The organism is Streptomyces sp. NBC_01439 (genome assembly GCF_036227605.1).
Lineage (GTDB): Bacteria > Actinomycetota > Actinomycetes > Streptomycetales > Streptomycetaceae > Streptomyces.
Map to the genome: position 1 here is coordinate 3,674,186 of NZ_CP109487.1, position 25,163 is coordinate 3,699,348.

Here is a 25,163-nt window from a genome sequence, read left to right on the forward strand (position 1 = left end):
GAGCGGCATGACTGTCGACCCTGCGGAGCCGGACACCTTCCGGGAGCAGTTTCCGGAATCCCTCGATCCTGAGGCGCCCGAGGCGGATGTGGCGGAGCAGCTCGCCGATCTCCGGCCGGACGAGGACGACCCGATCACCGCGGGCGCGGTGGACGGGGTCACGGACGGCGATGCCGTCGAGCAGGCGCGCGTGGTGCCGCTGGACGAGGACGACTACCGCTGACCCACAGCTGACCGAGCACCGACCAAACCGCTGATCAAACCGCTGACCAGCGCCTCCGGGCCGTCCGTACCGCGAGAAAACTCGGCTTGAACCCTCCAGATTCGGTTACCGAAAAGTACGATGGCGGCGCGGCGCAGAGCGCACTGTGTTCTTAGAGAAAGTGGGAGGCGGCGTGACAGCCATCGAGCAGACCGAGGCAGCGCGTCCGCGGGGCACGCGACTGCCGCGCCGAGCCCGGCGCAACCAGCTGCTGGGCGCGGCCCAGGAGGTTTTCGTCGCCCAGGGGTACCACGCGGCGGCCATGGACGACATCGCCGAGCGGGCCGGCGTGAGCAAGCCGGTGCTGTACCAGCACTTCCCCGGCAAGCTCGACCTGTACCTGGCCCTGCTGGACCAGCACTGCGAGGCCCTGCTGCTGGCCGTGCGCACCGCCCTGGCGTCGACGACGGACAACAAGCTGCGCGTGGCGGCCACGATGGACGCCTACTTCGCGTACGTGGAGGAGGAGGGCGGCGCCTTCCGGCTGGTCTTCGAGTCCGACCTGACGAACGAACCGGCGGTGCGCGAGCGCGTCGACCGCGTCTCGCTCCAGTGCGCCGAGGCCATCTCCGACGTCATCGCCGAGGACACCGGCCTGTCCAAGGACGAGTCGATGCTGCTGGCCGTGGGCCTGGGCGGGGTCTCGCAGGTCGTGGCCCGCTACTGGCTCTCCAGCGAGAGCCCGGTCGCCCGCGAGACGGCGGTCGGCCTGCTGACCTCGCTCGCGTGGCGCGGTATCGCCGGCTTCCCGCTGCACGGCACGGAGGCCTGAGGGGCCGGTGCGCGGCGGCGCCCGCGGCGGCGGCCCTCATCGGCCGCTGTTCGCTGCGAGCGTGTCCGCTCTGCGCGTCGATGTCCCCTCACCGGGCTAATGTGGACCGCGTACGGCGCGGATGATCGCGCGAACCGGATCGTCGGAGGGACAAAGCCGTGGAGGTCAAGATCGGCGTGCAGCACGCACCCCGGGAGATCGTGCTGGAGAGCGACCTGAGCGCCGAGGAGCTGGAGAGCATCGTCACCGCCGCTCTGTCCGGCACTGCGCCGCTGCTGAGCCTCACCGACAACAAGGGCCGCAAGGTCCTGGTGCCGTCCGACCGCCTGTCGTACGTCGACCTGGGCGAGCCGAGCGTGCGCAAGGTGGGCTTCGGCGCGCTCTGAGAACTGTTGGAAACGGCCCGGTGGTTGATCCCACCGGGCCGTTTCTGTTTCTTCCGCTTCGGGTAGGACCGCAGTGACCCGGTTTGCCCTGACGTATGGGAGGGACCTCATGCTGCTGATGGAAGTGCTCGGCTCCGCACTCCTGGGCCTCGCCTTGTCCGCGACGGCCGCCCGAGGACTCACGCGCCGGTTGCCTTCCCGCACAGTGGTACTGGTCAGCGGGGTGCTGGGGGCTCTGTTCGGGGCGTATCTCACCCACTTCGCGCTCGGGCCCGGGCACAACACCCTGACTGCGACGCTCATCGGCGCGGTGCTGGTGTCGGCCGTGGTCCTGTCCCTGCTGCTCCGTCCGGCCTCGGGGCCCCGCAGGCCGTCCCACAGGACTCCGTTTTCACTCCCGTCGCGGGGATGAGGATGACCCGGAGCCCTGAGCCCTGCCCCTGAACCACGTACGTCGGCCCCGGCGCGCCGTGTGCGCGCCGGGGCCGACGTGTGGAGCGGTACGGAGCCTCGCCGGCCGCCTCGCGGCTGCCGGGCTGCTGCCGAACGGTCAGGCGGCGAGGCCGAGGGCCGCCATCCGCTTGGTGTGCGCCTTGGTGATGCGGGTGAACATCTCGCCGACGGCCGCCAGGTCGAAGCCTGCCGCCATTCCGTCGACGCCGCCGACCAGCATGGTCGAGAGCGCGTCGCGCTCGGCGACCACGCGCTGGGCCTGCGAGAGGGCCTCGCCCATCAGCCGGCGGGCCCACAGTGCGAGCCGGCCGCCGCAGCGCGGGTCCGCCTCGATCGCCGCGCGGACCTTCTCGACGGCGAAGTTGCCGTGGCCGGTGTCGTCGAGCACGCCGAGCACGAGGGCGCGGGTGTCGGTGTCCAGGTGGGAGGCGACCTCACGGTAGAAGTCACTGGCGATGGAGTCACCGACGTAGGCCTTGACCAGGCCCTCCAGCCAGTCCGACGGCGCGGTCTGGCGGTGGAAGTCGTCGACGCCCTTCGCGAAGGGCTCCATGGCGGCGGTGGGCTCGACCTCGATCGCCGCGAGCCGGTCCCGCAGCCGCTCGAAGTGGTGGAACTCGGCGGAGGCCATCGCGGCGAGCTCGGCCTTGTCGTCGAGGGTGGGCGCGAGCTTCGCGTCCTCCGCGAGGCGCTCGAAGGCCGCGAGCTCTCCGTAGGCGAGCGCACCGAGCAGGTCCACGACGGCGGCCCGGTACTGCGGCGAGGCAGAGGCGGCGGCCCAGTCCTGGGAGGCGATGCCCACGACTCCGGCCGGGGCGCTGTCGTCGGCGGGCGAGGCGTTTTCTACGGTCGACATGCTCCGCACAATAGCCCGCCGAATGGCCCTCCAAGTCACCACGCGGGTTCCTTGCCTGTCCAGCTAAACGCGCCTACCCGGTGAATTCACCCGACACACCTGCGCGATTCCGGGGTACAGTGGTAATGCGCCTGCCGAATACTCGGCGGGCCATCCGAATGAGGATGCCCGGTCGGTGGCCCGATCGGCTCCAACCGACCGCCCTCGGTGTGGTGCGTACGTTCATGCGTACCGCCAACCACGAGGGGCCCCCTCAGCGGCAGATGCGCTTGAGCGAAGGCTAGTGGTCCCGCGCAGCTTCGTACGTAGCAGTACTGCAAGCACGGCACGGTACGACCCCCCTCGCCGCCTCGCGCCGCGTCTCACAGAAGAGGCAGCACCCTGACTACGTTCCGAGACCTCGGGATCTTTCCCGAGACGGCCGAGGCCCTTGAGGCCGTCGGCATCGTGTCCCCCTTCCCGATCCAGGAGATGACCCTCCCCGTCGCCCTTTCCGGCACGGACGTCATCGGCCAGGCCAAGACCGGAACCGGCAAGACGCTCGGTTTTGGACTTCCGCTGCTGGAGCGGGTCGTCGTCCCGGCGGACGTCGAGGCCGGCCGCGCCACCCCGGCGCAGCTGACCGACGCACCGCAGGCCCTCGTGGTGGTTCCGACCCGCGAGCTGTGCACCCAGGTCACCAACGACCTCCTGACCGCGGGCAAGGTCCGCAACGTCCGCGTCCTCGCCATATACGGCGGTCGCGCGTACGAGCCCCAGGTCGAGGCGCTCAAGAAGGGCGTCGACGTGATCGTCGGCACCCCGGGCCGCCTGCTCGACCTGGCCGGGCAGAAGAAGCTCGACCTCTCGCACGTCAAGGCCCTCGTCCTGGACGAGGCCGACGAAATGCTCGACCTGGGCTTCCTGCCCGACGTCGAGAAGATCATGGCGTACCTGCCGGCGAAGCGTCAGACGATGCTGTTCTCGGCGACCATGCCCGGTGCGGTCATCGGCCTGGCCCGTCGGTACATGACGCAGCCGACCCACATCCGCGCCGTCTCCGAGGACGGCGAGGGCGCGACCGTCGCCAACATCACGCAGCACGTCTTCCGTGCGCACAACATGGACAAGCCGGAGCTCGTCTCGCGCATCCTGCAGGCCGAGGGCCGCGGCCTGGCCATGATCTTCTGCCGTACCAAGCGCACGGCGGCCGACATCGCCGAGCAGCTGGAGAAGCGCGGCTTCGCGTCCGGCGCCGTCCACGGCGACCTGGGCCAGGGTGCGCGCGAGCAGGCGCTGCGCGCGTTCCGCAACGGCAAGGTCGACGTGCTGGTGTGCACCGACGTCGCCGCGCGCGGCATCGATGTCGAGGGTGTGACCCACGTCATCAATTACCAGACGCCGGAGGACGAGAAGACCTTCCTGCACCGCGTGGGCCGCACCGGCCGCGCGGGCAACAAGGGCACCGCCGTCACCCTGGTCGACTGGGACGACATCCCGCGCTGGCAGCTGATCAACAAGGCGCTGGAGCTGGACTTCCACGACCCGGTGGAAACGTACTCCACGTCCCCGCACCTGTTCGAGCAGCTGAACATCCCGGCCGGCACCAAGGGCATCCTGCCGCGCGCCGAGCGCACGCGGGCCGGCCTGAAGGCCGAGCAGCTGGAGGACCTGGGCGAGACCGGCGGCCGCGGTGGCCGTGGCGGCCGCTCCGGTCCGGCGGCCGCCGCCGTGGTGACCGAGGAGCGTCCGGCCCGTACCCGTACGCCGCGCCAGCGCCGCCGTACGCGGGGCGGTGCGGAGCTCGCCGAGGGCGCCGAGGCCACCGCAGCGGTGACCCCGACCCAGGCTCCCGAGGCCCCCGCGGCCCCGGCCGCCGACGAGCCGCGCCGTCCGCGCAGGCGCCGCACCCGTGTGGCCGCGGTACCGGCCCAGGCCCCCGTGGCCGCACCGGTCGCCGAGGCTCCGGCCGTCCAGGCTCCGGTCGCACCGGCCGCCCCGGTGACCCCGGTCGTCGAGGAGGCTCCGGCCCGGCCGAAGCGCGTCCCGACCCGCAAGGCCGTGGCCGCTCCGGTGACCCCGATCACCGAGGATCTTCCCGCCGCGGAGGCTCCGGCCCGGCCGAAGCGCGTCCGTACCCGCAAGGTCACCCCGACCGAGCCGGAGCCGGACTTCCAGATGCCGCCGCTGGTCGAGCCCGTCCGGGCCCGGCGCACCACCCGCAAGGCAGCCCCGGCCGCCGTGGTGACCCCGGTCGCCGAGGTTCCCGCCGAGGAGGCTCCGGCCAAGCCGAAGCGCACCCGCACCCGCAAGGTCGCGGAGGCCGCTCCGGTCGCCACCGAGGCCGCCGTGGCCGAGGAGGCCCCGGCCAAGCCGAAGCGCACCCGCACCCGCAAGGTCGCGGAGGCCGCTCCGGTCGCCACCGAGGCCGCCGTGGCCGAGGAAGCTCCGGCCAAGCCGAAGCGCACCCGCACCCGCAAGGTCGCGGAGGCCGCTCCGGTCGCCACCGAGGCCGCCGTGGCCGAGGAAGCTCCGGCCAAGCCGAAGCGGACCCGCACCCGCAAGGTCGCGGCCGCGCCGGAGGCCTGAGCCTCGCGCAGTACCCCGCCGATGGCCCCGTTCCCCTTCCGAGGGGGCCGGGGCCATCGGCTTGCCCGGGCCTGCCGGGAATCCGTACGGGCCGGTAACCTCGGGCCATGAGCAAGCCGCCGCGCCTGACCCTGCCCGCCGCCGCCCGCGCGTACCCCCTCACCACCGACCGCGGCTCCTTCGCCGTGCACGAAGCCGGTGAGCCCGTGCACGGCACCGCCCTGCTGGTCCCCGGCTTCACGGGCAGCAAGGAGGACTTCATCGGCCTCCTGGAGCCGCTGGCGGCCGCCGGGTACCGGGTCGTCGCCGTGGACGGCCGCGGCCAGTACGAGACCCCGGGCCCGCGCGAGGAGGCCCCGTACGCCCAGGAGGAGCTGGCGCGGGACGTGCTCGCGCAGGTCCGCGCACTGGGCGCGGACCGCGTGCACCTGGTCGGCCACTCGCTCGGCGGTCTGGTCTCCCGCGCCGCCGTGCTCCGCGACCCCTCGCCCTTCGCCTCCCTCACCCTGATGAGCAGCGGGCCGGCCGCGATCTCCGAGGAGCAGCAGGCCCGGACGAAGCTGCTGGTCGCCGCGTTGGAGGCGATGGGCGACGACATGCCCGGGATCTGGGCGGCGATGCGGGCCCACGATCCCGAGGACGCGGCCGCGGACTCCCCCGAGCTCGCGCACTTCCTGCGCGAGCGGTGGCTGGCGACCGTCCCCGAGCAGCTGATCGTCACCGGCCGGACGCTGATCTCCGAGCCGGACCGGGTGGCGGAGCTGAGCCGCGTCGACCTCCCGAAGCTGGTTCTGTCCGGGGCCGTGGACCAGGCCTGGCCGGTGCCGCTGCTGGACGAGACGGCCCGGCGCCTGGCCGCGCGGCGGGTGGTCGTGCCCGGGACGGACCACTCCCCGAACGCCGAGGACCCGGCCACGACGGCGCGCGAGCTGGCCGCGTTCTGGGACTCCTGCGCCGGCGCGTAGTTAGCTAGTGAAAAAATTTCCTTAGCGTAGGGAATGATTGCGGCCTACACTTCGTTGGACCAGTGCAAGGAGAAACACTGACGAAGGGAGAAGCCCGTGCGCTTCGAGATTCTGCGCCTGGACGACGTCGACGGATCCGCCGTGGACCGCACCGTCGTCGACGCGGCCTCCGTCAACCGGATCGTGCAGCAGGCCGCAGCCGTCGGCCAGCGCATCCTGATCCGACCGGCCGAGAGTGCGTCCTGCTGACGCATCGCATGAAGAACGTTCACGCCCCCGCACCGGTCCCGGTGCGGGGGCGTTCGCTTGAGCGGCCGCGTGCGGCAGCTACGGGGCGGGGCGGGCGGGACCTCAGGCCCCACTGACCACCTGGAGCACGCCGTTGATGATCTGCTGGACGGCGATCGCCGAGAGCATCATGCCGGCGAGTCGGGTGACGAGGACGACGCCGCCGTCCTTGATGACCCGGATGATCACCAGCGAGTAGCGCATGGTGATCCACAGCACGACGTGCATGGCCACGATCGCGGCCCAGACCGAGACCTGTCCGGCGGCGCCGTCGACCTTCTGGACGGCCAGGATCACGGACACGATCGCGCCGGGCCCGGCCAGCAGCGGCATGCCCAGCGGGACCAGGGCCACGTTCACGTCCTTGGTCTGCTTGGGCTCGTCGTTCTTGCCGGTGAGCAGGTCCAGCGCGATGAGCAGGAGCAGCAGACCACCGGCGATCATCAGCGCCGGAACGGAGACGTGCAGGTAGTCCAGGATCTGCTGGCCGCAGATGCCGAAGACCGCGATGACACCGAAGGCCACGCATACGGCCTGCCAGGCCATGCGGCGCTGCACCTTGACGGGGCGGCCGGAGGTGAGGGCCAGGAAGATCGGCGTGATCCCCGGAGGGTCCATGATCACAAAAAGGGTGAGAAAAAGGGATCCGAAGACGGCGAAATCAAACACAGTGATGCCTTGCAGAAGAGAGGGGTGTCGCGAAGAAGAAGTGTGGGACGGGTGGAGCGGGCCGGATCCGGCCGGTCAGCGCTCGCGTCCGCCGGCGCCCGGCACCGGGAAGGCCCCCGTCGCACGGCGCGTGATCTCGCCGTAGATCTCGGGGTCGGTCGTGTACTCCCCGAGGCGACAGGTCTTGCGGCTGCCGTGGTAGTCGCTGGAGCCCGTGGTCAGCAGGCCGAGGTCGCCCGCCAGGCCGCGCAGCCGCGCGCGGGTGTCGGCGTCGTGGTCCATGTGGTCCACCTCGATGCCGTCCAGGCCCGCGCTCGCCAGCTCGGCCATCGCGGACTCCGAGAGGCACCGGCCGCGCTTGACGGCGGCGGGGTGCGCGAGGACGGTGACCCCGCCGGCCGCCTTGACCAGGCGCACGGCCTCGAACGGATCGAGCTCGTGCTTCTCGGCGTACGCGCGGCCGCCGTCGGCGAGCCACTCGGGCGTGAAGGCGTCCGAGACGGTGGGGACGACGCCCAGCTCGACGAGGGCGGTGGCGATGTGCGGCCGCCCGACCGAGCCGTCACCGGCGATCCTGGCCACCTGCTCCCAAGTGACGTCGACGCCGAGGTCCTGGAGCTTGCCGATCATGGTGCGGGCGCGCGGGGTGCGGTCGTCGCGGACGAGCTCCCGCTCCCGGGCCAGCTCGGGTTCCTCGGGGTCGAAGAGGTACGCGAGCATGTGCACGCCGACCCCGTCGAGCCGGCAGGACAGCTCGGCCCCGGTCACCAGCGTCAGTCCGGCGGGCAGGGCCGCGAGGGCCTCGCCGTATCCGCGCACGGTGTCGTGGTCGGTCAGCGCCACCACGTCCAGCCCTGCGCCGGCCGCATTGCGCACCAGCTCGGCGGGAGTGTCCGTACCGTCGGAGGCCGTGGAGTGGGCGTGCAGGTCGATGCGCACAGCCTGACTCCATGGGTCGTACGTACGGGGGACACCCCAGGATAACCGGGCCGCTGACCCCCCTCGGCCTCAGGCAGGGCCCAGGATGCGGGGGCTCAGGGCCCCGCACGGAACGAGCTCGACCTCGGCTCCCGCGTCGCGCAGGTCGGTGAGGACGAGCTCGTCGTACATCAGCAGGCCGGACTGCTCCGGCCAGACGATCGCCCAGAGCCACAGGCCGCGCGCCTCGCCGGCGAAGACCGCCCGGTCGTCGGGGCCGCCGCCCACGTGCCACAGCGGTGTCGGGCGGCCGGCCGCGACCACCTTGGCGTGGGGCGGCGCCGATACGTTGATGGCCGACCCGGGGTCGACGCCGTCGATGCCCGCGTACCGCGCACCGAGGCCCACGCCCAGCTCCTCCGCGATCAGCAAGAGCTCACCGATCCCGCCCAGTGGGCCGGGGCCGGAACAGGCCACCGCCGTCGCCCGGCCACCGCCCCGGTCGTCACCGGCGGACGCCACCCCGGTGAACAGCCACCCCACCGGCAGCGGCCACGGCATCCACACCGGCACCCGCGCCCGGTGCACCACCACGCTCAGGCCTTCGACGCTCGGCGGGATGACGGGTTGCAGGGGGTGGACGGCGCCGTGCACCGTGCACTGCCAGGAGTCGGAGAAGAGTCCGGGCGCCCTGACCCGGCCACCGCACTTCGGGCAACTTGGTTCACCCCTCATAAGAAGCCACGCTCCTCCCCGCCCGGCCCCCAGTCAAGGCACGCTCACCCGTCCGGGCCCTCAGTCGAGTGCGACGGCGCTACGCAAAGGGTCCCGCAGGTCCGTCCCGCGCGCGAGCCAGCGTTCCTGGAGGGCGGGCGCTCCGTGCACGCGCTTCCAGGCGGCCTCGTTCGCCGTCATCGGCAGCAAGGGGAGGAAGTGGACCGGGTCCATGGGCTCGTCGAGCTCCAGGTCCTCGACCAGACCGCCCGGTTCCGCCACGAGGACGGAACTGAAGGGGGCCCCGTCCCACAGCGGTTCGCCCACGTCGAGCGAGGCCCCCGGCGCCACGATCAGCCCCTCGACCTGGGGGGACGCGGCCAGCACCGCGAGCGGTCGCAGGAGTTTGTCGGTGGCCGCAAGGCCCGCCCGTACGGTCAGTACGAGCTCGGCGCGCGGGCCCCGTACGGGGTCGGCGACCACGGCGGTCGGATCGGTCATCGGGTGCGCGGACATCCCGAGGGTCGCGTACCGCACGAGGTCGCCCTCGGTGAAACGGAGTACCTCGATGCGGTCGGTGCCCAGGAAGGTGACGGCGGCGCGTGCGTCGGGTTCACCGAGCGCCGTGCGCAGCCGGGCCTCCACGAGAGCCAGAATTTCTGCCATGAAGCGAGCATAGAACTCGTATCAGGCGGGTAAAGGGCGGGTCTTGACCATCCGTCGGCTGATAGTGTTGACAGCTGTTCGGGGCCGCACGCAGAAGCGGTGTTTCAGCGCCCCGGCAACAGGACGTCCCTCACGGGGGACCGGCCGGAGGAGGTGGGGCTGCGGTGGACCGAAGTCGATCGTGCAGTACCAATCGCTCTTCCACTTCTGTGACGGGCGCATCTCGCCCCCTTTGATCTGCTCGATCCGTCTGATCCGCTGATCAGTAGAAGAGCGACGGCAGAACGTTTGTCCTCCCGTCCTGTTCCCTCCCCTGCCCGGGCCTGCCCGCCCGCCTGCGGAGGAGGGCCTCCCACCCGTACGGTCCGCAGCCGTGCGCGAGAAGGAGCCTGCCATGTCGATGCTGCCCTACCTGCGTGCGGCCGTTCGCCCGGCCCTGCGCAGGGCCACCCCCGTACAGCCCGGCTACGACACCACCCGCGACCCGTCGGCGAGCAGCGCGGTGGTGGACTGCGCCGTGTACCGCGACGGGAGGCGGATGCTGGGTCCGGCGTGTCTGACGCCCCGTGAGGCGATGCGCCGGGTCCGCGAGGACGGCGGGTTCGCCTGGATCGGCCTGCACGAGCCGACGGAGGCCGAGTTCGCGGGGATCGCCGCGACCTTCGGGCTGCACCCGCTGGCCGTGGAGGACGCCGTGCACGCGCACCAGCGGCCGAAGCTGGAGCGCTACGACGACACCCTTTTCACCGTCTTCAAGACGATCCACTACATCGACCACGCCGAACTGACCGCCACCAGCGAGGTGGTGGAGACCGGCGAGGTGATGTGCTTCACCGGCCCCGACTTCGTCATCACCGTCCGGCACGGCGGGCAGGGCTCCCTCAAGGGGCTGCGCCACCGCCTCCAGGACGACCCGGACCTGCTCGCCAAGGGCCCCTCGTCGGTCCTGCACTCCATCGCCGACCACGTGGTCGACGGCTACATCGCGGTCGCGGCGGCGGTGCAGGACGACATCGACGAGGTGGAGAGCGAGGTCTTCGCCGCCCCCGCCAAGGGCAGTGCGCGCGGCGGCGACGCGGGCCGCATCTACCAGCTCAAGCGCGAGGTGCTGGAGTTCAAGCGGGCGGTCTCGCCGCTGCTGCGTCCGATGGAGCTGCTGAGCGAGCGGCCGATGCGGCTGGTGGACCCGGACATCCAGAAGTACTTCCGCGACGTCGCCGACCACCTGGCGCGGGTGCACGAGCAGGTGGTGGGCTTCGACGAGCTGCTGAACTCGATCCTGCAGGCCAATCTCGCGCAGGCGACGGTCGCCCAGAACGAGGACATGCGCAAGATCACCTCCTGGGCGGCGATCATCGCCGTGCCGACGATGATCTGCGGCGTGTACGGGATGAACTTCGATCACATGCCGGAACTCCATTGGCGGTACGGCTATCCGATGGTGATGGTCGCGATCGTCGCCTCCTGCTTCACCATCCACCGCGCGCTGCGCCGCAACGGCTGGCTCTGAACCGGGCCGGCCCCGGGTCCCGCGGGCCGGGACGCCCGCTCGCGAGCGGGGGCCGACCACCTACTCTGTCGGCATGACTCTCAGCACGCTCGACCTGGCCCTCGTCGAGGAGGCCACCAAGAAGTCCGGCCTGATCTGGGTGCGCGGCGACGGGGCCGATCGCGCCCTGTGGCACGCCTGGGTGGACGGCGCGGCCCATGTACTGGGCGACGGGCCGGGCGAGCAGCCGTTCCCGGGGCTGGCGGACGGCGCGAGTGCCGAGGTGACCGTACGGAGCAAGGACAAGGGCGGCCGACTGGTGGCCTGGACGGCTACGGTGCGGGAACTGGCGCCCCGCGGCGAGGAGTGGGCGGCGGCGGTCGCCGAGCTCAAGGGCAAGCGGCTGAACGCGCCCGACTCCGAGGACATGACCGAGCGGTGGGCACGGCAGTGCCGGCTGCTGCGGCTGGAGCCGGAATCGGTCCGGTCGCAGCTCCCGGACGGCTCGCTCGTCGCGGTACCGCTGCCGTCCCCGGCGACCACCCGCCGGGCCGTCCCGGCGGGCCTGCCGAAGCTGCTGCTGAAGCGCAAGAAGGCCGCCCGGGGCTGACCCCGTCGCAGGAGGTACGGGGACGGGTGCGTGCCGGGGCGCTCCCCCAAGGCGCCGGGTGCCGTTCCCGCGGCCGCCGCCGGATCCGCCGACCCGTGGAACGTTACGGCTTCGTCGGGTTCGCGCCCTGGCCGGAGCCCTTGGAGGGGGCCGGGGCGGGTGCGCCGCCCTGGTCCTTGGTCGTCGGCAGCTGGGACCCGTAGTCGACCGTCTGGTCCTGCGCGGGTGCCTCCAGCGGGAACGTCTTGCCCCACTCGGCGAGTTCCAGCCGCCCGGCGCCGCCCGCCCGCTCCATCATCAACGGGTACGGGGTGCCCTCCAGCGAGACCGACAGCTTGCCGCCCTTGCCCTCGTTCGCCGTGACCTGGACCGCGCGGGTGTGCCCGACCTTGGTGTACGAGCCCTTGGCGAGCTTGCCCTCCAGCCCGAGCAGCCCGTCCAGCAGCACGTCCATGTCGGTGAAGCCGCGGAACTGCTTGTACGAGGGGTCGCCCTCGGGCACCTTCACGAACTTGTCGCCGAGCTTGCCGGCCGAGTCGGACTGGCCCCAGAACGCCGCGCTCGCCTTCAGGTACAGCTGCTCGCCCACGCGCAGCAGCTGGAAGGTGTCCTCGTTGGACTTCACCTCGCCGGAGCCGCCGTCCGCCTTCAGCCGCATGTCGAGGGTGAAGGACTTGCCGCCGCTCACCAGCGTGCCGGACAGGTGCACCGCGTCGGCCTCCGTCGCGGCCGCCTTCGCCTTCGCCTCGATCTTGTCGGCGGACAGTTTGCCGACGCCGTTCGTGCCCTCGTCGGGGTCCTCCCCGCAGCCCGTACCGGTGACGGCGAGGCCGGCGCACAGCACACCGATGAAGGCGGCCCGGCGCAGCCGCGCGGCAGGGAAGTAGGCGGTCACGGGCGGGTGCCTCTCGTCGGTCATCTGCGAGCAGCAGGCAGCGTACCCGCCCGTACCTCGCGCCCCACGACCGCGCCCCGGTGTTCGCCCGCCCCCGGCCGGACCGCCCCACCAGGACGCTTTCGGGCGGCACGGGCTAGCCTGAGGGGCGGCACGACTCTTGATCGACGCACTAGGAGGCGCTCGGATGGCTGCAGGCGCCCCGCGGATCTTCGTCTCGCATCTGTCGGGTGTGCCCGTCTTCGATCCCAACGGCGACCAGGTCGGCCGGGTCCGCGACCTCGTGGCGATGCTCCGGGTCGGCGGGCGGCCGCCGCGGCTGCTGGGCCTGGTGGTCGAGGTCGTCAGCCGGCGGCGGATCTTCCTGCCGATGACCCGGGTCACCGGTGTGGAGTCCGGCCAGGTCATCACCACCGGTGTGATCAACATGCGGCGGTTCGAGCAGCGCCCGACCGAACGCCTGGTCCTGGGCGAGCTGCTGGACCGGCGGGTGACGCTGGTCGCGAGCGGCGAGGAGGTCACCGTCCTGGACGTGGCCATCCAGCAGCTGCCGGCCCGCCGGGACTGGGAGATCGACCGGATCTTCGTACGGAAGGGCAAGTCGGGGGCGCTGCGCCGGCGCGGCGAGGCCCTGACGGTGGAGTGGTCGGCGGTGACGGGCTTCTCGCTGGAGGAGCACGGGCAGGGCGCCGAGAACCTGGTCGCCACCTTCGAGCAGATGCGCCCGGCCGACGTGGCGAACGTGCTGCACCACCTGACGCCCAAGCGACGCGCCGAGGTGGCCAACGCCCTCGACGACGACCGGCTCGCGGACGTGCTGGAGGAGCTGCCCGAGGACGAGCAGGTGGAGATCCTCGGCAAGCTGAAGGAGGAGCGCGCCGCCGACGTCCTGGAGGCGATGGATCCGGACGACGCGGCCGACCTGCTCTCGGAGCTGCCGGAGGACGACAAGGAGCGGCTGCTGACGCTGATGCAGCCGGACGACGCGGCCGACGTGCGCCGCCTGCTGTCCTACGAGGAGAACACCGCGGGCGGTCTGATGACCACCGAGCCGATCGTGCTGCGTCCGGACGCGACGGTCGCGGACGCGCTGGCCCGCGTACGGCAGGCGGACCTGTCGCCGGCACTGGCGGCGCAGGTGTACGTGTGCCGGCCGCCGGACGAGACGCCGACGGGCAAGTACCTGGGCACGGTGCACTTCCAGCGGCTGCTGCGGGACCCTCCGTTCACGCTGGTCAGCTCGATCGTGGACACGGACCTGCCGCCGCTGCGACCGAACGCCTCGCTGCCCGCGGTGACCACGCACCTCGCCGCCTACAACATGGTGGCGGTGCCGGTGGTCGACGAGAGCGGCTCGCTGCTGGGCGCGGTGACCGTGGACGACGTGCTGGACCACCTGCTGCCAGACGACTGGCGGGAGACGGACTTCCATTCCGAGGAGGCCGTCGGTGGCCGCTGAACGAGGACGCTTCGAACGGGGGCGGGGCGAGCAGGCGCGCGAGCGGCGCCGCGAGCAGATCCGGGAGCGGCGCGAGCAGGCGCGGACGCAGGCGCGCGAGCACGGGCTGGCGGCGGACGCGACGGAACGTTCCGGCGAACGTTCGGGGAAGTCCTCGGGGACCGGGTCGAGCGCGCTGACGCGCTCGCGGGTGCGTCTGGACCTGCCGCGCGCGCCGCGCCGGTCGCTGCTGCCCGAGTACGACCCGGAGGCCTTCGGGCGGCTGTCGGAACGGGTGGCGCGGTTCCTGGGCACCGGCCGGTTCATCGTCTGGATGACCCTGGTCATCATCGTCTGGGTGCTGTGGAACATCTTCGCGCCGGACGACCTGCGGTTCGACCCGTACCCGTTCATCTTCCTGACGCTGATGCTGTCGCTCCAGGCCTCCTACGCGGCTCCGCTGATCCTGCTCGCGCAGAACCGGCAGGACGACCGCGACCGGGTCACCCACGAGCAGGACCGCAAGCAGAACGAGCGGTCCATCGCCGACACCGAGTACCTGACCCGGGAGATCGCCGCCCTGCGCATGGGCCTGGGCGAGGTCGCCACCCGCGACTGGATCAGGTCGGAGTTCCAGGACCTGATCAAGGAGATGGACGAGCGGCGTCTATTCCCCGCCGAACGTGATGAAGGCGACCGCTGACGGGCTTTCCTGCGGCCTGCTACCGAGCCGTACCATCGGGGCATGGCTACCGACACAAGCTCCGCCGCCGTGCCTGAGCAGGACGCGATCCTGGACGCACTGGCGACGGTGAACGACCCCGAGATCCACCGGCCGATCACCGAGCTCGGCATGGTCAAATCGGTGGAGATCGGTGAGGGCGGCCAGGTCGCCGTCACGGTCTACCTCACGGTGTCGGGCTGTCCCATGCGCGAGACCATCACGAAGAACGTCACCGAGGCCGTCGAGAAAGTCGCGGGCGTCACCTCCGTCGCCGTCTCCCTCGACGTGATGAGCGACGAGCAGCGCAAGGACCTGGCGGCCACGCTGCGCGGCGGCACCGCCGAGCGCGAGGTGCCCTTCGCCAAGCCGGGCTCGCTGACCCGGGTGTACGCGGTCGCGTCCGGCAAGGGCGGTGTCGGCAAGTCCTCCGTCACGGTGAACCTGGCCGCGGCGATGGCGGCGGACGGCCTGAAGGTCGGCGTGGTCGACGCGGACATCTACGGCCACAGCGTGCCGCGCATGCTGGGCGTGGACGGCCGTCCGACCCAGGTCGAAAACATGATCATGCCGCCGTCGGCGAACGGCGTGAAGGTCATCTCCATCGGCATGTTCACCCCGGGCAACGCCCCGGTGGTGTGGCGCGGGCCCATGCTGCACCGCGCGCTCCAGCAGTTCCTGGCCGACGTGTTCTGGGGTGACCTGGACGTGCTGCTGCTGGACCTGCCGCCGGGTACGGGTGACATCGCGATCTCCGTGGCCCAGCTGGTGCCGAACGCGGAGATCCTCGTCGTCACCACCCCCCAGCAGGCCGCGGCCGAGGTCGCCGAGCGGGCCGGCTCCATCGCCGTGCAGACCCACCAGAAGATCGTCGGCGTGGTCGAGAACATGTCGGGCCTGCCGTGCCCGCACTGCGACGAGATGGTGGACGTCTTCGGCTCGGGCGGCGGCCAGAAGGTCGCCGACGGCCTGACCAAGACGGTCGGTGCGACGGTGCCGGTGCTGGGCTCGATCCCGATCGACGTCCGGCTGCGCGAGGGCGGCGACGAGGGCAAGCCCGTCGTCCTGTCCGACCCGGACTCCCCGGCCGGCGCGGCCCTGCGCGCGATCGCGGGCAAGCTGGGCGGCCGTGCGCGCGGCCTGTCGGGCATGTCCCTGGGCATCACCCCGCGCAACAAGTTCTGATCGTCCGTACCACGGGGAAGGGCGCCGCTCGCCGAGCGGCGCCCTTCCCCGTGCCGTGACCCGTCGCCCGCCGGCTACTGGTACGAGCCGAGGTCCGCGATCGCGGAGAAGCCGAGTCCGTACGCGCTCATCCCGCGGCCGTACGCACCCAGGTGGACGCCGCTCCCCGTGGAGCCGGCCAGCACCCACCCGAACTCCGACTCGCGGTAGTGGAACGGCGTCGGTTCCCCGTCCACCGGCAGCGACAGCGTGGACCAGTCCTCACCGGCCAGGTCGTCCGCCAGCTCCCACGCCGCCTCGGTCTGCTGGTCCAGCCAGTCGTCGCGCAGCGAGTGGTCCATCTGCCCGGGCCAGCTGTACGCCAGCAGCCCGGAGCCGGCCAGCCAGGCCGCCGAGGCGACCGAGGTGGCCTCCAGGACGCCGGTGCCGTCGCCGGTGCGGCGCAGCGGGTTGCTCGCCACGGTGATCACCACGGCGAAGCGCTCCTTCTCACCGGTGGCGAGCTCGCCCCGGGCGGAGGGCTCGTCGCCGTGACCGGTGGATCCATGCTCCACCGTGCCGTCGGTGGCCACGGCGACCTGCATGAGCCAGCGGGGGCCGATGAAGGCCCCGTCCAGCCCGTACCAGGGAAAGTCGGCCGCCAGGAAGCCCTCGGCCGTCCGGCGGGCCGCCGGTACGGGCGCGGCGGCCTCCTGTGGCTGTGTATCGCTGTGCGGGCCGGTATCCGGCTCCTGGGCGGGTGCGCCTGCGGCGGCGGGGGCCTCCGCGGTCTGCGCCCCTACCCGGCTGCTGCTCGTCGTCTCCATCTGGGCGGCCTCTCGTTCCGTGGGGTCCGGAACGGCCCTCCCCCTCGCTGTGCTGGGGGGACCCCCTCCCTCGGGCGTCCTGCGATCCGGACAGATGGAGGATAGCCATCCGACCGCGGTTCGCCGGGAAGGCCGCGCGTCAGGTGGCGTCGGCGTCGAAGCGCGAGCGCTCGTCCGGGGCCGGGGCGGCGGGCTTCTTCAGCAGGTCCGGGCCGGTCACGGCGGGCGTGGCGGAGCCGGCGGGCGTGGCCGAGGAGGTCGGGGCGGCGCCCGCCTCCGAGCTCTTCACCGCGTCGGAGACGTCGCTGAGCTCCTTGCGGAGATCGAAGCTGGTGCGGATCTCCTTGAGGTCCTCGTTCTCCGTCAGCTGCTTGCGGATGAAGGTTTTCGGGTTCAGGTCCTCGAACTCGAAGTCCTTGAAGTCCGGGCCGAGTTCGGAGCGGATGTCCTGCTTGGCGCTGTCCGAGAACGCCCGGACCTTCCGGATGAAGCCCGTGACGTCCTGAATGACCTTGGGCAGCTTGTCCGGTCCGAAGACGAGGATGCCGAGCACCACGATCGTGACGAGTTCGAGTGCGCCTATGTCGTTGAACACCTTGCCGCTCCTCGGCTCTCTATCACTTCGGGCCCCGACACACGGTACCCGTCGTTGTCCACGCACCCATACCTGCATGCCGCTTCCGCGGCGGTTTCACCCCGCCGTCACCTCGTGCTCATGAGCCGTTCGCCGACCCGAGGACCACTTTCAGTGTGCTTTCGCGGCCGCCGCGGAGCACGGTGAGGGTCAGCGGGTCGCCCGGGCGGTGGGCCCGGATCTTGATGATCAGCTCGTCGCCGCCGCGGACCCGCTGGCCGTCCACCTTGGTGATCACGTCCCCGGCCCGGATCCCGGCGCGCGCGCCCGGCCCGTCGGCGACGACGGACGGCTTGCCGTCCTCGCCCTTGTCCCCGACCCGGGCCCCGTCACCCGCGTAGTCCATGTCGAGGGTCACCCCGATGACCGGGTGCGTGGCACGGCCGGTGCGGATGAGCTCCTCGGCGACGCGCTTGCCCTGGTTGACGGGGATGGCGAAGCCGAGCCCGATGGAGCCGCCCTGCCGGGTGGGATCCTCCTTGTCGGCCCCGCGGATCGCGCTGTTGATGCCGACCACGTGGGCCTTCGCGTCAAGGAGCGGGCCGCCGGAGTTCCCCGGGTTGATGGGGGCGTCGGTCTGCAGTGCGTCGACGTAGCTGATGTCGCTGCCGTCGCCCTTGTCGCCGCCCGCGGTGACGGGCCGGCCGGTCGCGCTGATGATGCCGGCGGTGACGGTGTTCGACAGGTCGAAGGGCGCACCGATGGCCACCACCGGGTCGCCGACCTGCACGTTCTCGGAGTTCCCCAGGCTCAACGGATGGAGCCCGCGCACCCCGTTGACCTTGACCACGGCCAGGTCGTAGCCGGAGTCGCGGCCGACCAGCTGGGCGGTGACGCTCTCGCCGGTGCTGAAGGTGACCGTTATCTCCTGGGAGTCGGCCACCACGTGGCTGTTGGTGAGGATGTGTCCCTGCTGGTCGAGCACGAAGCCGGTGCCCGTCCCGCTGCCCTTCGTACCCCGCACGTGCAGGGTCACCACGCCGGGCAGTGCGGTGGCCGCGATCCCGGCCACGCTCTCGGGGGCCCGGCCCCGGTCGGCGGCGCCGGCGGCCTGGGGGAGCTCCAGCCGGGTGCTGCTCTGCCGCTCGGCGAGCACGCCGAGATAGCCGCCCGTCCCGCCGGCGAGCAGGGCCGTTCCGAGGCTGAGGGCCACCACCTGCCACAGCCCGATCCCGCGCGGCGTCCGGCCCCGGTCCACGACCTGCAACGGCTCGGCCCCCCAGGGGTCGTACCGCACCGCGGGGACAGCAGCCGCCACGTCCGGGGCCGGGTCCGACACGCCCGGGGCGGGCACGTCTTGGGCGGACACGTCCCGGGCCGGCACGTCCTGGGCCGCGTCCTGTACGTGGCTCTCGCCCCCGGTGTCGGGCCGCGGGGCGGGAACCCCGTTGCCCCGACCGGCCTCGGCCGTCCCTTCGGGCCGGCTCCACCACTGTGGAGCCGGGTCGGTCTGCTGCCTGTCGGCCATGGGCGCTCCCCGCGTACCTATGCGCTTGTGCCGCAGATTCAACCAGGTCCCGCGTCAGCGCAGCAGGGAGACCGGTCGTGCCGGGTACGGCGGGGAGGGCTGGAGCGGCGGCAGCGGGGTCGCCACGGCCGACAGGAGGGTCGGGACGGCCTCGGGCGTGGGCAGGCGGTCACGGGCCCCCGGATCGGCCACGGGCAGGGCGGGCCCGGGCCGGGAGGCCGGGGCCGGGGTATCACCCCGCAGGTTCGGGTCCACCTCCAACGGCAGGGCACCGCCGAGCGCGAGCGCGGCCAGCGAAACGGCCCCGGCGGCGACGAAGGCGAACCTGCGGCGCGGACGGCCCACCTCGTGGATGTGGAAGCCCTCCTGGGGCCGCGGCCGGGCGGCGACCGGCAGCCCGTACGCGAACGTGTCGAAGGGGTCGGCCCCCGCGGGACCAGAGGGGTCGCCGGAACGGCCGGGACCGGCGGGGCCCACGGGCCCCGCCGGATCGTCGAGGCCGCCGCCCGGCAGCCCCTGCAGCCGTGCCAGCAGCCCCGCTGACAGCGGCGGCGGCGCGCTCTCCACGAACATGGTCTTCAGACGTCGCTGGGCATCGGCCTCGGCCTTGCACCGGGCACAGGTCGCCAGGTGGGCCAGGACCCGATCGCGCACGTCATGTTTCAGCTCCCCGTCCACCAGGGCGGCTAGCCGGTCGCCCAGGTGCTGTTCGGCGGGTGACGGACTGACTTCGCTCACTCGGCTCCGCCCTCTCCCCCGGCGCCGGGGGCGCCCATCGCCACTCCCGCCAGTGCGCGCTGCTCGGCACGGGCCTGCGGGGACCGGTGCTTGAGTGCCTTGCGCAGGTGCGAACGGCCCCGGTGGATCCGGCTGCGCACGGTGCCGAGCTTCACGCCGAGCGTCGCGGCGATCTCCTCGTACGACAGGCCCTCGATGTCGCACAGCACCACGGCCGCGCGAAACTCGGGGGCGAGGGTGTCCAGTGCCTGCTGCACGTCCGCGTCGAAGTGGGTGTCGTGCAGGACCTGCTGCGGGGACGGCTCACGGCTGGGCAGCCGGTCGGCGGCGTCGTCGCCGAGCGCGTCGAAGCGGATCCGCTGCTTGCGGCGCACCATGTCCAGGAACAGGTTGGTCGTGATGCGGTGCAGCCAGCCCTCGAAGGTGCCGGGGGTGTACGTGGACAGCGAGCGGAAGACCCGGACGAAGACTTCCTGCGTCAGGTCCTCGGCGTCGTGCTGGTTACCCGTCAGACGGTAGGCAAGGCGGTAGACCCGCGCGCTGTGCGTGCTGACGATCTCCTCCCATGAAGGAGGGGTCCACGCCTGGGAGCCCGCATCGGCGGCAAAGGTCGCGGTGGTCGCGGCGTCGGCGGTGTGGAAGCGGTCAGCAATGTAGGTCACGGATTTCGGCTCACCCGCCGACCAGAAGAGGCGTCTCAGTACGCCTCCACGATCCACAGGCGCAGCCGCACCTCCCCTATCGGCTCTGGTGGTGTCCAGTGGAGTCCCTACCATAGCCACCCCCTCTGTCAGCTCCGGATAAGTGTTTTTGCAGTATCTTTACGCGAGACTTAAGCGTGGGAGCGGCCCCGGCCGTCGATCTGCCCGGCACCGTCCCTTCTTATCCCGCCTCCACCCCTCACAACGCCCGGTCCCATCTGCGGGTTCCCGACGTCAACGGATACAGTCACCGTTGCGCCAACTATGGGGACAGGAGAGGGTCATTACCGGCAACCGGCAGACGAGCTGGGCGTTCGCCGACGCGTTTGTCGCCGAGGACGACGCTCTGCGATGGGCCCGCGACCGGTCCAGGGAAGCGGGCCTGCGCTCCGTCTCTCCCGGCACCGGGGCCACGCTGCGCCTGCTGGCCGCCACCGCGGACGCCAAGGCGGTCGCCGAGATCGGCACCGGAACCGGCGTCTCCGGCATCCACCTGCTGCACGGCATGCGCCCCGACGGGGTGCTGACCACGGTGGATCCCGAAGCGGACCGGCAGGCTTTCGCCCGCCAGGCCTTCCGCGCCGCCGGCTTCGCCGGCAACCGGGCCCGCTTCATCCCCGGCCGCGCCCTCGACGTGCTCCCGCGGCTCGCCGACGGCGGATACGACCTCGTCTTCTGCGACGGGGACCCCTCCGAGTCCCTCGACTACCTCGCCGAATCGTTGCGGCTGCTGCGCCCCGGAGGGTTGGTGTGCTTCGAGGGGGTCTTCTCCGACGGCCGCACGGTCGACTCCACGGCCCAGGCGGTGGAGGTGCTGCGCGTCCGCGAGCTGCTGCGCAGCGTCCGCGAGAGCCCCGCGCTGGAGGCCGCCCTGCTCCCGGTGGGCGACGGGCTGCTGTGCGCCGTGCGCCGCTGAGCCACCGGGTCCGCCCTCGGCGCGCACGAGCAAGGACTGCCGGCCCGCGGGACATCGGCCCCGCGGGTTCAGCCGAGGAGCGCGAAGGTGAGGGCCGCCGTACCGCCCAGCGCCGTACCGGCGAGGAGCTGCACCGGGGTGTGCGCCTTCAGCACCAGTCGCGACCAGGCGACGGCGGCGGCGACCAGCACCGCGGGGAGCGCCCGGGGGCCGAGGACGAGCAGCAGGATCATCACGGTGCCGCCGGCCACCGACATGTGGATCGATATCTGCCAGACCACCGTGACCAGCAGCGAGGACACGAGGCCCACCAGCATCGCGACGACGAGCGCGAACACCTGCCGGGGGGCGCCCAGCAGGTGCAGGAGGGTGACCCCGGCGACGACGGAGACCAGGCTCAGGGCCATCGGGACGAGCCGCTGGCGCCGCACCCGGATGTGCTGGTCGGTCAGCGCGCCCCGGCGGACGCCGAGGGCGATGATCCCGATCGGGACCACCCCGCAGAAGCAGGCGGCGAGCAGACCCCAGCCGAGCCCGGTCCACGCCGTGCTGCCGTGCCATCCGACGAACAGGAGCAGCGCGACCACCAGATGGGCCGGGGCCAGCACGTCGGAGAGGACGCGGGCGGCCTTCTGGCGGGGCGTGCAGTCGGCGAAGGCGGGCGGTGCGGGCGGGGCGAAGGTCACGGCGCGGCTCCGGAAGGCTCGGGTCCAGGGATGACGACACAACACTGCCCCGGCCGCGGGATCGCGGTCGGGGCAGTGCAGAGAATGCGGAAAAGCAGAAGGTGGAAGTGCTGCCGGTGTCCCCGTGGGGTCAGCCGACGACCTTCTTCAGGGCGTCACCCAGGGCGTCCGCCTCATCAGGGGTCAGCTCGACGACTAGCCGACCGCCGCCCTCGAGCGGTACGCGCATGACGATGCCCCGCCCCTCCTTGGTGACCTCGAGCGGGCCGTCGCCCGTCCGCGGCTTCATGGCCGCCATGCTCGTTCCCCTTCCTGAAACCAGCTCATCGTCAGCCGACGGCCCCGTTCAGGCGCCTAATACCCGGCATCGAACACATTGCTTCCCAGCCATTATCCCGCATGTCAGGACCCGATGACCAACATCGCAAGGGAACGCTTGGGCAACGCGCTCGACCAAAACCACTCATTTCGGGGATCCGCCTGCGATACTTCGCCGCCGCACCCGGGAAGCGGCATCGGCTTTCTTTGACGCACATCACATGTGCGCGCCACGTCCGGTCCGCCATGCTGACCTTTGCACCGGACAGTACCGACCGGTAGCCAAGCCCGCGACGAAGGGGGACCCCCTGCCATGGCCGACAGCGTGCTCTACGAAGTGACCGACGGACTCGCGACCATCACGATCAACCGTCCGGACGCGATGAACGCGATGAACACCGAGGCCAAGGTCGCCCTGCGCGACGCGGTCCGGGCGGCGGCCGCCGACACCGCCGTACGGGCCGTGCTGCTCACCGCGGCGGGTGACCGGGCCTTCTGCGTGGGCCAGGACCTCAAGGAGCACATCGGGAACCTCGCCTCGGACCGCGAGACCGGCACCTCGCTGACCATGACCACGGTGGCCGACCACTACAACCCCATCGTGCGGGCGCTCACCGAGATGCCGAAGCCCGTGGTGGCCGGCGTGAACGGCGTCGCGGCCGGGGCGGGCTTCGGCTTCGCGCTGGCGGCGGACTTCCGGGTCGTCTCCGACACCGCCTCCTTCAACACCTCGTTCGCCGGGGTGGCACTGACCGCCGACTCCGGGGTCTCCTGGACCCTCCCCCGCCTGATCGGCGCCTCCCGCGCCTCGGACCTGCTGCTGTTCCCGCGTTCGATCAAGGCCCAGGAGGCGTACGAGCTCGGCATCGTCAACCGCCTCGTTCCCGCGGACTCCCTGCGCTCCGAGGCGGAGGCGGTGGCCCGCACGCTGGCCGCCGGTCCGACGGTCGCGTACGCGGCGCTGAAGGAGTCCCTGGCCTACGGGGCCTCCCACACGCTCGCCGAGGCCCTGACCCACGAGGACGCCCTCCAGACCCGTGCGGGGGCCTCCGAGGACCACGCCATCGCCGTCCAGGCCTTCCTCGCGAAGCAGCCGCCGAAGTACCTGGGCCGCTGAGGCCCCTCCCGCGATCCGGCCGGGCCGGGCCGGACTCAGGCCGGGTCGCGGGAGACGCAGTCGGCCAGGTGGTCGTTGACCAGCCCGCAGGCCTGCATCAGGGCGTAGGCCGTCGTGGGGCCGACGAAGCGGATGCCGGCCTTCTTCAGGGCCTTGGCGAGGGCTGTGGACTCCGGTGTGACCGCCGGGACCTCGGTGACCGTCAGCGGGGCCGGTCCCGGCTCCTCGGGGGCGTGGGACCAGATCAGGGTGTCCAACTCGCCCGGCTCCCACCCGGCGAGGACCTTCGCGTTGGCCAGGGTCGCCTCGATCTTGGCCCGGTTGCGGATGATCCCCTCGTCGTTCAGCAGCCGCTCCGCGTCACGGTCGTCGAACTCCGCGACCGCCGCGATCGAGAAGTCCGCGAACGCCTTGCGGAACCCCTCGCGGCGCCGCAGGATCGTGATCCAGGACAGCCCCGACTGGAACGCCTCCAGGCACAGCCGCTCGTAGAGGGCGTCATCGCCGTGCACCGCACGGCCCCACTCGGTGTCGTGGTAGTCGACGTAGTCCGGTGTGGACAGCCCCCACGGGCAGCGCAGCAGCCCGTCCGCACCCGCCACCGAACCGCTCACCGCTCGCCGCCCTTGTTGAGGTCGACGGGTCCGGGCGCGTCCGACGGGGCCGCGGCGGGCGCCGCCGCGGCCGTCAGCTGCGCGATCCGCGCGTCCCGCTCGGCCAGTTCGGCCGCGAGCCGCTCCAGTACGTCGTCCACCTCGGCCATCCGGTATCCGCGCGGGGCGACCGGCAGCCGCAGCGCGTCGATGTCGGCCCGTACGACGGGCCGGGTCTCCGGCAGCCCGTCCGCGACCCGGTCCGGCTCCGCTTCCGGCAGGACGGCCTCCGAGCCGCCGCCGATCACCGCCAGGGTGACCGCTGCCACGACCACGACCAGCGCGATCATCAAGAAGAAGAACACGATCAACTCCCCTGAGAGACTCCGGCCACCAGGTTAAGGTCGCAGGCGAGGCGCGAGGGCCGCCGAAGGAGGAAAGAGCAGGATGCTGCGACTGGGCAGGCGCGAGTTCGACACCCACGAGCCGGTGATCATGGCCATCGTGAACCGGACGCCGGACTCCTTCTACGACCAGGGCGCGACGTTCCGCGACGAGCCGGCGCTGGACCGGGTCGACTACGCGATCGCCGAGGGCGCCGCGATCATCGACATCGGCGGGGTCAAGGCGGGCCCGGGCGAGCACGTGGACGCGGCCGAGGAGGCACGGCGCACGGTCGGCTTCGTGGCCGAGGTCCGGCGCCGCCACCCGGACGTGGTGATCAGCGTGGACACCTGGCGGCACGAGGTCGGCGAGGCCGTGTGCGAGGCCGGGGCCGATGTCCTCAACGACGCCTGGGGCGGGGTGGACCCCAAGCTCGCGGAGGTCGCCGCGCGCTACGGCGCGGGCCTGGTCTGCACCCACGCCGGCGGTGTGCAGCCGCGCACCCGGCCGCACCGGATCGCGTACGAGGACGTCATGGAGGACGTGCTGCGCGTGACGGTCGGGCTGGCGGAGCGGGCGGCGGCGCTGGGCGTCCGCCGGGACGCGATCATGATCGACCCGGGACACGACTTCGGGAAGAACACCCGGCACTCGCTGGAGGCCACGCGCCGGTTGGACGAGATGACGGCGACGGGCTGGCCGGTCCTGGTCTCCCTGTCCAACAAGGACTTCGTCGGCGAGACCCTCGACAAGCCGGTCAAGGAACGCCTGCTGGGCACCTTGGCCACGACGGCCGTCTCGGCCTGGCTGGGCGCACAGGTCTACCGCGTCCACGAGGTCGCGGAGACCCGGCAGATCTTGGACATGGTCCGCTCCATCCAGGGCCACCGCCCGCCGGCCGTCGCCCGCCGCGGCCTCGCCTGAGGCCCGGTACGGGCCCGGGCCGG

The 25,163-nt window shown here is 72.1% G+C and carries 30 protein-coding genes; 15 read left to right on the forward strand and 15 right to left on the reverse strand.

Going from position 1 to position 25,163, the window contains the following annotated elements:
• Window positions 1-7: 7 nt before the first annotated feature.
• From OG207_RS15875 to OG207_RS15890, 4 genes are all read left to right on the forward strand, one after another.
• The gene (locus OG207_RS15875; RefSeq protein WP_329099179.1) at window positions 8-223 is read left to right on the forward strand and encodes a hypothetical protein; all 216 of its coding nucleotides are present in this window, start codon (window positions 8-10) and stop codon (window positions 221-223) included.
• A gap of 172 nt (window positions 224-395) precedes the next feature.
• Window positions 396-1,034: a TetR/AcrR family transcriptional regulator gene (locus tag OG207_RS15880; RefSeq protein WP_202199848.1), complete on the forward strand. Its 639-nt coding sequence runs from the start codon at window positions 396-398 to the stop codon at window positions 1,032-1,034.
• Window positions 1,035-1,192: 158 nt separating this feature from the next.
• A complete protein-coding gene (locus OG207_RS15885; RefSeq protein ID WP_030011334.1) occupies window positions 1,193-1,420 on the forward strand; it encodes a DUF3107 domain-containing protein in 228 nt (75 codons plus the stop codon).
• A gap of 109 nt (window positions 1,421-1,529) precedes the next feature.
• On the forward strand, window positions 1,530-1,832 hold the full coding sequence (locus OG207_RS15890; protein WP_329099180.1) for a hypothetical protein: 303 nt from the start codon (window positions 1,530-1,532) through the stop codon (window positions 1,830-1,832).
• Between the two features lie 138 nt (window positions 1,833-1,970).
• Here OG207_RS15890 and OG207_RS15895 read toward each other — a convergent pair whose 3' ends face one another.
• Window positions 1,971-2,729, reverse strand: a complete 759-nt coding sequence (locus tag OG207_RS15895) for a ferritin-like fold-containing protein (RefSeq protein WP_329099181.1) — start codon at window positions 2,727-2,729, stop codon at window positions 1,971-1,973.
• Window positions 2,730-3,200: 471 nt separating this feature from the next.
• Between OG207_RS15895 and OG207_RS15900 the strand changes: the two genes are divergently transcribed.
• The 3 genes from OG207_RS15900 (at window position 3,201) to OG207_RS15910 (ending at window position 6,511) form a co-directional block, all read left to right on the forward strand.
• Window positions 3,201-5,297, forward strand: a complete 2,097-nt coding sequence (locus tag OG207_RS15900; RefSeq protein ID WP_329099182.1) for a DEAD/DEAH box helicase — start codon at window positions 3,201-3,203, stop codon at window positions 5,295-5,297.
• A gap of 107 nt (window positions 5,298-5,404) precedes the next feature.
• Complete coding sequence (locus tag OG207_RS15905) at window positions 5,405-6,262, forward strand: alpha/beta fold hydrolase (RefSeq protein WP_329099183.1); 858 nt, start codon at window positions 5,405-5,407, stop codon at window positions 6,260-6,262.
• Window positions 6,263-6,358: 96 nt separating this feature from the next.
• A complete protein-coding gene (locus OG207_RS15910) occupies window positions 6,359-6,511 on the forward strand; it encodes a hypothetical protein (protein WP_266604630.1) in 153 nt (50 codons plus the stop codon).
• Between the two features lie 102 nt (window positions 6,512-6,613).
• Here OG207_RS15910 and OG207_RS15915 read toward each other — a convergent pair whose 3' ends face one another.
• From OG207_RS15915 to OG207_RS15930, 4 genes are all read right to left on the reverse strand, one after another.
• On the reverse strand, window positions 6,614-7,219 hold the full coding sequence (locus OG207_RS15915) for a MarC family protein (protein ID WP_327383408.1): 606 nt from the start codon (window positions 7,217-7,219) through the stop codon (window positions 6,614-6,616).
• A gap of 75 nt (window positions 7,220-7,294) precedes the next feature.
• Window positions 7,295-8,158, reverse strand: coding sequence for a PHP domain-containing protein (locus OG207_RS15920; RefSeq protein ID WP_329099186.1), 864 nt, complete (start codon window positions 8,156-8,158; stop codon window positions 7,295-7,297).
• Window positions 8,159-8,227: 69 nt separating this feature from the next.
• The gene (locus OG207_RS15925; protein WP_327383410.1) at window positions 8,228-8,872 is read right to left on the reverse strand and encodes a DUF6758 family protein; all 645 of its coding nucleotides are present in this window, start codon (window positions 8,870-8,872) and stop codon (window positions 8,228-8,230) included.
• A gap of 60 nt (window positions 8,873-8,932) precedes the next feature.
• Window positions 8,933-9,517: a suppressor of fused domain protein gene (locus tag OG207_RS15930; protein ID WP_329099188.1), complete on the reverse strand. Its 585-nt coding sequence runs from the start codon at window positions 9,515-9,517 to the stop codon at window positions 8,933-8,935.
• A gap of 394 nt (window positions 9,518-9,911) precedes the next feature.
• Between OG207_RS15930 and OG207_RS15935 the strand changes: the two genes are divergently transcribed.
• Together OG207_RS15935 and OG207_RS15940 are read left to right on the forward strand one after the other, a co-directional pair.
• Window positions 9,912-11,027: a magnesium and cobalt transport protein CorA gene (locus tag OG207_RS15935; protein ID WP_328788861.1), complete on the forward strand. Its 1,116-nt coding sequence runs from the start codon at window positions 9,912-9,914 to the stop codon at window positions 11,025-11,027.
• A gap of 73 nt (window positions 11,028-11,100) precedes the next feature.
• Entirely contained in the window at window positions 11,101-11,616 is a 516-nt protein-coding gene (locus OG207_RS15940) for a hypothetical protein (RefSeq protein WP_329099189.1), read from the forward strand.
• Between the two features lie 103 nt (window positions 11,617-11,719).
• Here OG207_RS15940 and OG207_RS15945 read toward each other — a convergent pair whose 3' ends face one another.
• Window positions 11,720-12,535, reverse strand: a complete 816-nt coding sequence (locus OG207_RS15945) for a hypothetical protein (RefSeq protein ID WP_329099190.1) — start codon at window positions 12,533-12,535, stop codon at window positions 11,720-11,722.
• A 163-nt stretch (window positions 12,536-12,698) separates the two neighbouring features.
• Here OG207_RS15945 and OG207_RS15950 point away from each other — a divergent pair, with 163 nt between their 5' ends.
• The 3 genes from OG207_RS15950 to OG207_RS15960 all read left to right on the forward strand — a co-directional run bounded on the left by OG207_RS15950 (window position 12,699) and on the right by OG207_RS15960 (window position 15,855).
• On the forward strand, window positions 12,699-13,970 hold the full coding sequence (locus tag OG207_RS15950) for a magnesium transporter MgtE N-terminal domain-containing protein (protein WP_030764689.1): 1,272 nt from the start codon (window positions 12,699-12,701) through the stop codon (window positions 13,968-13,970).
• Between the two features lie 106 nt (window positions 13,971-14,076).
• A complete protein-coding gene (locus OG207_RS15955) occupies window positions 14,077-14,652 on the forward strand; it encodes a DUF1003 domain-containing protein (protein ID WP_402695471.1) in 576 nt (191 codons plus the stop codon).
• 42 nt (window positions 14,653-14,694) lie between these two features.
• Complete coding sequence (locus OG207_RS15960) at window positions 14,695-15,855, forward strand: Mrp/NBP35 family ATP-binding protein (RefSeq protein WP_402695367.1); 1,161 nt, start codon at window positions 14,695-14,697, stop codon at window positions 15,853-15,855.
• 74 nt (window positions 15,856-15,929) lie between these two features.
• Here OG207_RS15960 and OG207_RS15965 read toward each other — a convergent pair whose 3' ends face one another.
• The 5 genes from OG207_RS15965 to sigE form a co-directional block, all read right to left on the reverse strand.
• A complete protein-coding gene (locus OG207_RS15965) occupies window positions 15,930-16,661 on the reverse strand; it encodes a hypothetical protein (protein ID WP_329099192.1) in 732 nt (243 codons plus the stop codon).
• A 139-nt stretch (window positions 16,662-16,800) separates the two neighbouring features.
• Window positions 16,801-17,256: a sec-independent translocase gene (locus OG207_RS15970; RefSeq protein WP_329099194.1), complete on the reverse strand. Its 456-nt coding sequence runs from the start codon at window positions 17,254-17,256 to the stop codon at window positions 16,801-16,803.
• A gap of 118 nt (window positions 17,257-17,374) precedes the next feature.
• On the reverse strand, window positions 17,375-18,763 hold the full coding sequence (locus OG207_RS15975) for a S1C family serine protease (RefSeq protein ID WP_329099196.1): 1,389 nt from the start codon (window positions 18,761-18,763) through the stop codon (window positions 17,375-17,377).
• Window positions 18,764-18,817: 54 nt separating this feature from the next.
• A complete protein-coding gene (locus OG207_RS15980; RefSeq protein ID WP_329099197.1) occupies window positions 18,818-19,501 on the reverse strand; it encodes a zf-HC2 domain-containing protein in 684 nt (227 codons plus the stop codon).
• Window positions 19,498-20,277: an RNA polymerase sigma factor SigE gene (sigE, locus tag OG207_RS15985; RefSeq protein WP_199810289.1), complete on the reverse strand. Its 780-nt coding sequence runs from the start codon at window positions 20,275-20,277 to the stop codon at window positions 19,498-19,500. The genes OG207_RS15980 and sigE overlap by 4 nt, the downstream gene beginning before the upstream one ends.
• Before the next feature lie 178 nt (window positions 20,278-20,455).
• Here sigE and OG207_RS15990 point away from each other — a divergent pair, with 178 nt between their 5' ends.
• Window positions 20,456-21,118, forward strand: a complete 663-nt coding sequence (locus tag OG207_RS15990; protein WP_329099198.1) for an O-methyltransferase — start codon at window positions 20,456-20,458, stop codon at window positions 21,116-21,118.
• Between the two features lie 68 nt (window positions 21,119-21,186).
• On the opposite strand, the gene OG207_RS15995 is transcribed toward OG207_RS15990, so the two are convergent.
• Together OG207_RS15995 and OG207_RS16000 are read right to left on the reverse strand one after the other, a co-directional pair.
• Window positions 21,187-21,804, reverse strand: coding sequence for a phosphatase PAP2 family protein (locus OG207_RS15995; RefSeq protein ID WP_329099199.1), 618 nt, complete (start codon window positions 21,802-21,804; stop codon window positions 21,187-21,189).
• A gap of 130 nt (window positions 21,805-21,934) precedes the next feature.
• On the reverse strand, window positions 21,935-22,102 hold the full coding sequence (locus OG207_RS16000) for a DUF3117 domain-containing protein (protein WP_003966491.1): 168 nt from the start codon (window positions 22,100-22,102) through the stop codon (window positions 21,935-21,937).
• Window positions 22,103-22,435: 333 nt separating this feature from the next.
• On the opposite strand from OG207_RS16000, the gene OG207_RS16005 reads away from it, so the two are divergent.
• Window positions 22,436-23,239, forward strand: a complete 804-nt coding sequence (locus tag OG207_RS16005; protein ID WP_329099200.1) for an enoyl-CoA hydratase/isomerase family protein — start codon at window positions 22,436-22,438, stop codon at window positions 23,237-23,239.
• Window positions 23,240-23,274: 35 nt separating this feature from the next.
• Here OG207_RS16005 and OG207_RS16010 read toward each other — a convergent pair whose 3' ends face one another.
• Together OG207_RS16010 and OG207_RS16015 are read right to left on the reverse strand one after the other, a co-directional pair.
• A complete protein-coding gene (locus tag OG207_RS16010) occupies window positions 23,275-23,853 on the reverse strand; it encodes a DNA-3-methyladenine glycosylase I (RefSeq protein ID WP_329099201.1) in 579 nt (192 codons plus the stop codon).
• Window positions 23,850-24,203, reverse strand: a complete 354-nt coding sequence (locus tag OG207_RS16015; RefSeq protein WP_329099202.1) for a DivIVA domain-containing protein — start codon at window positions 24,201-24,203, stop codon at window positions 23,850-23,852. The genes OG207_RS16010 and OG207_RS16015 overlap by 4 nt, the downstream gene beginning before the upstream one ends.
• Before the next feature lie 76 nt (window positions 24,204-24,279).
• Between OG207_RS16015 and folP the strand changes: the two genes are divergently transcribed.
• Window positions 24,280-25,140 carry a dihydropteroate synthase gene (gene folP, locus OG207_RS16020; protein WP_329099203.1) on the forward strand — a complete coding sequence of 287 codons (861 nt, stop codon included), beginning with the start codon at window positions 24,280-24,282 and terminating at the stop codon, window positions 25,138-25,140.
• The last annotated feature ends 23 nt before the right edge of the window (window positions 25,141-25,163 follow it).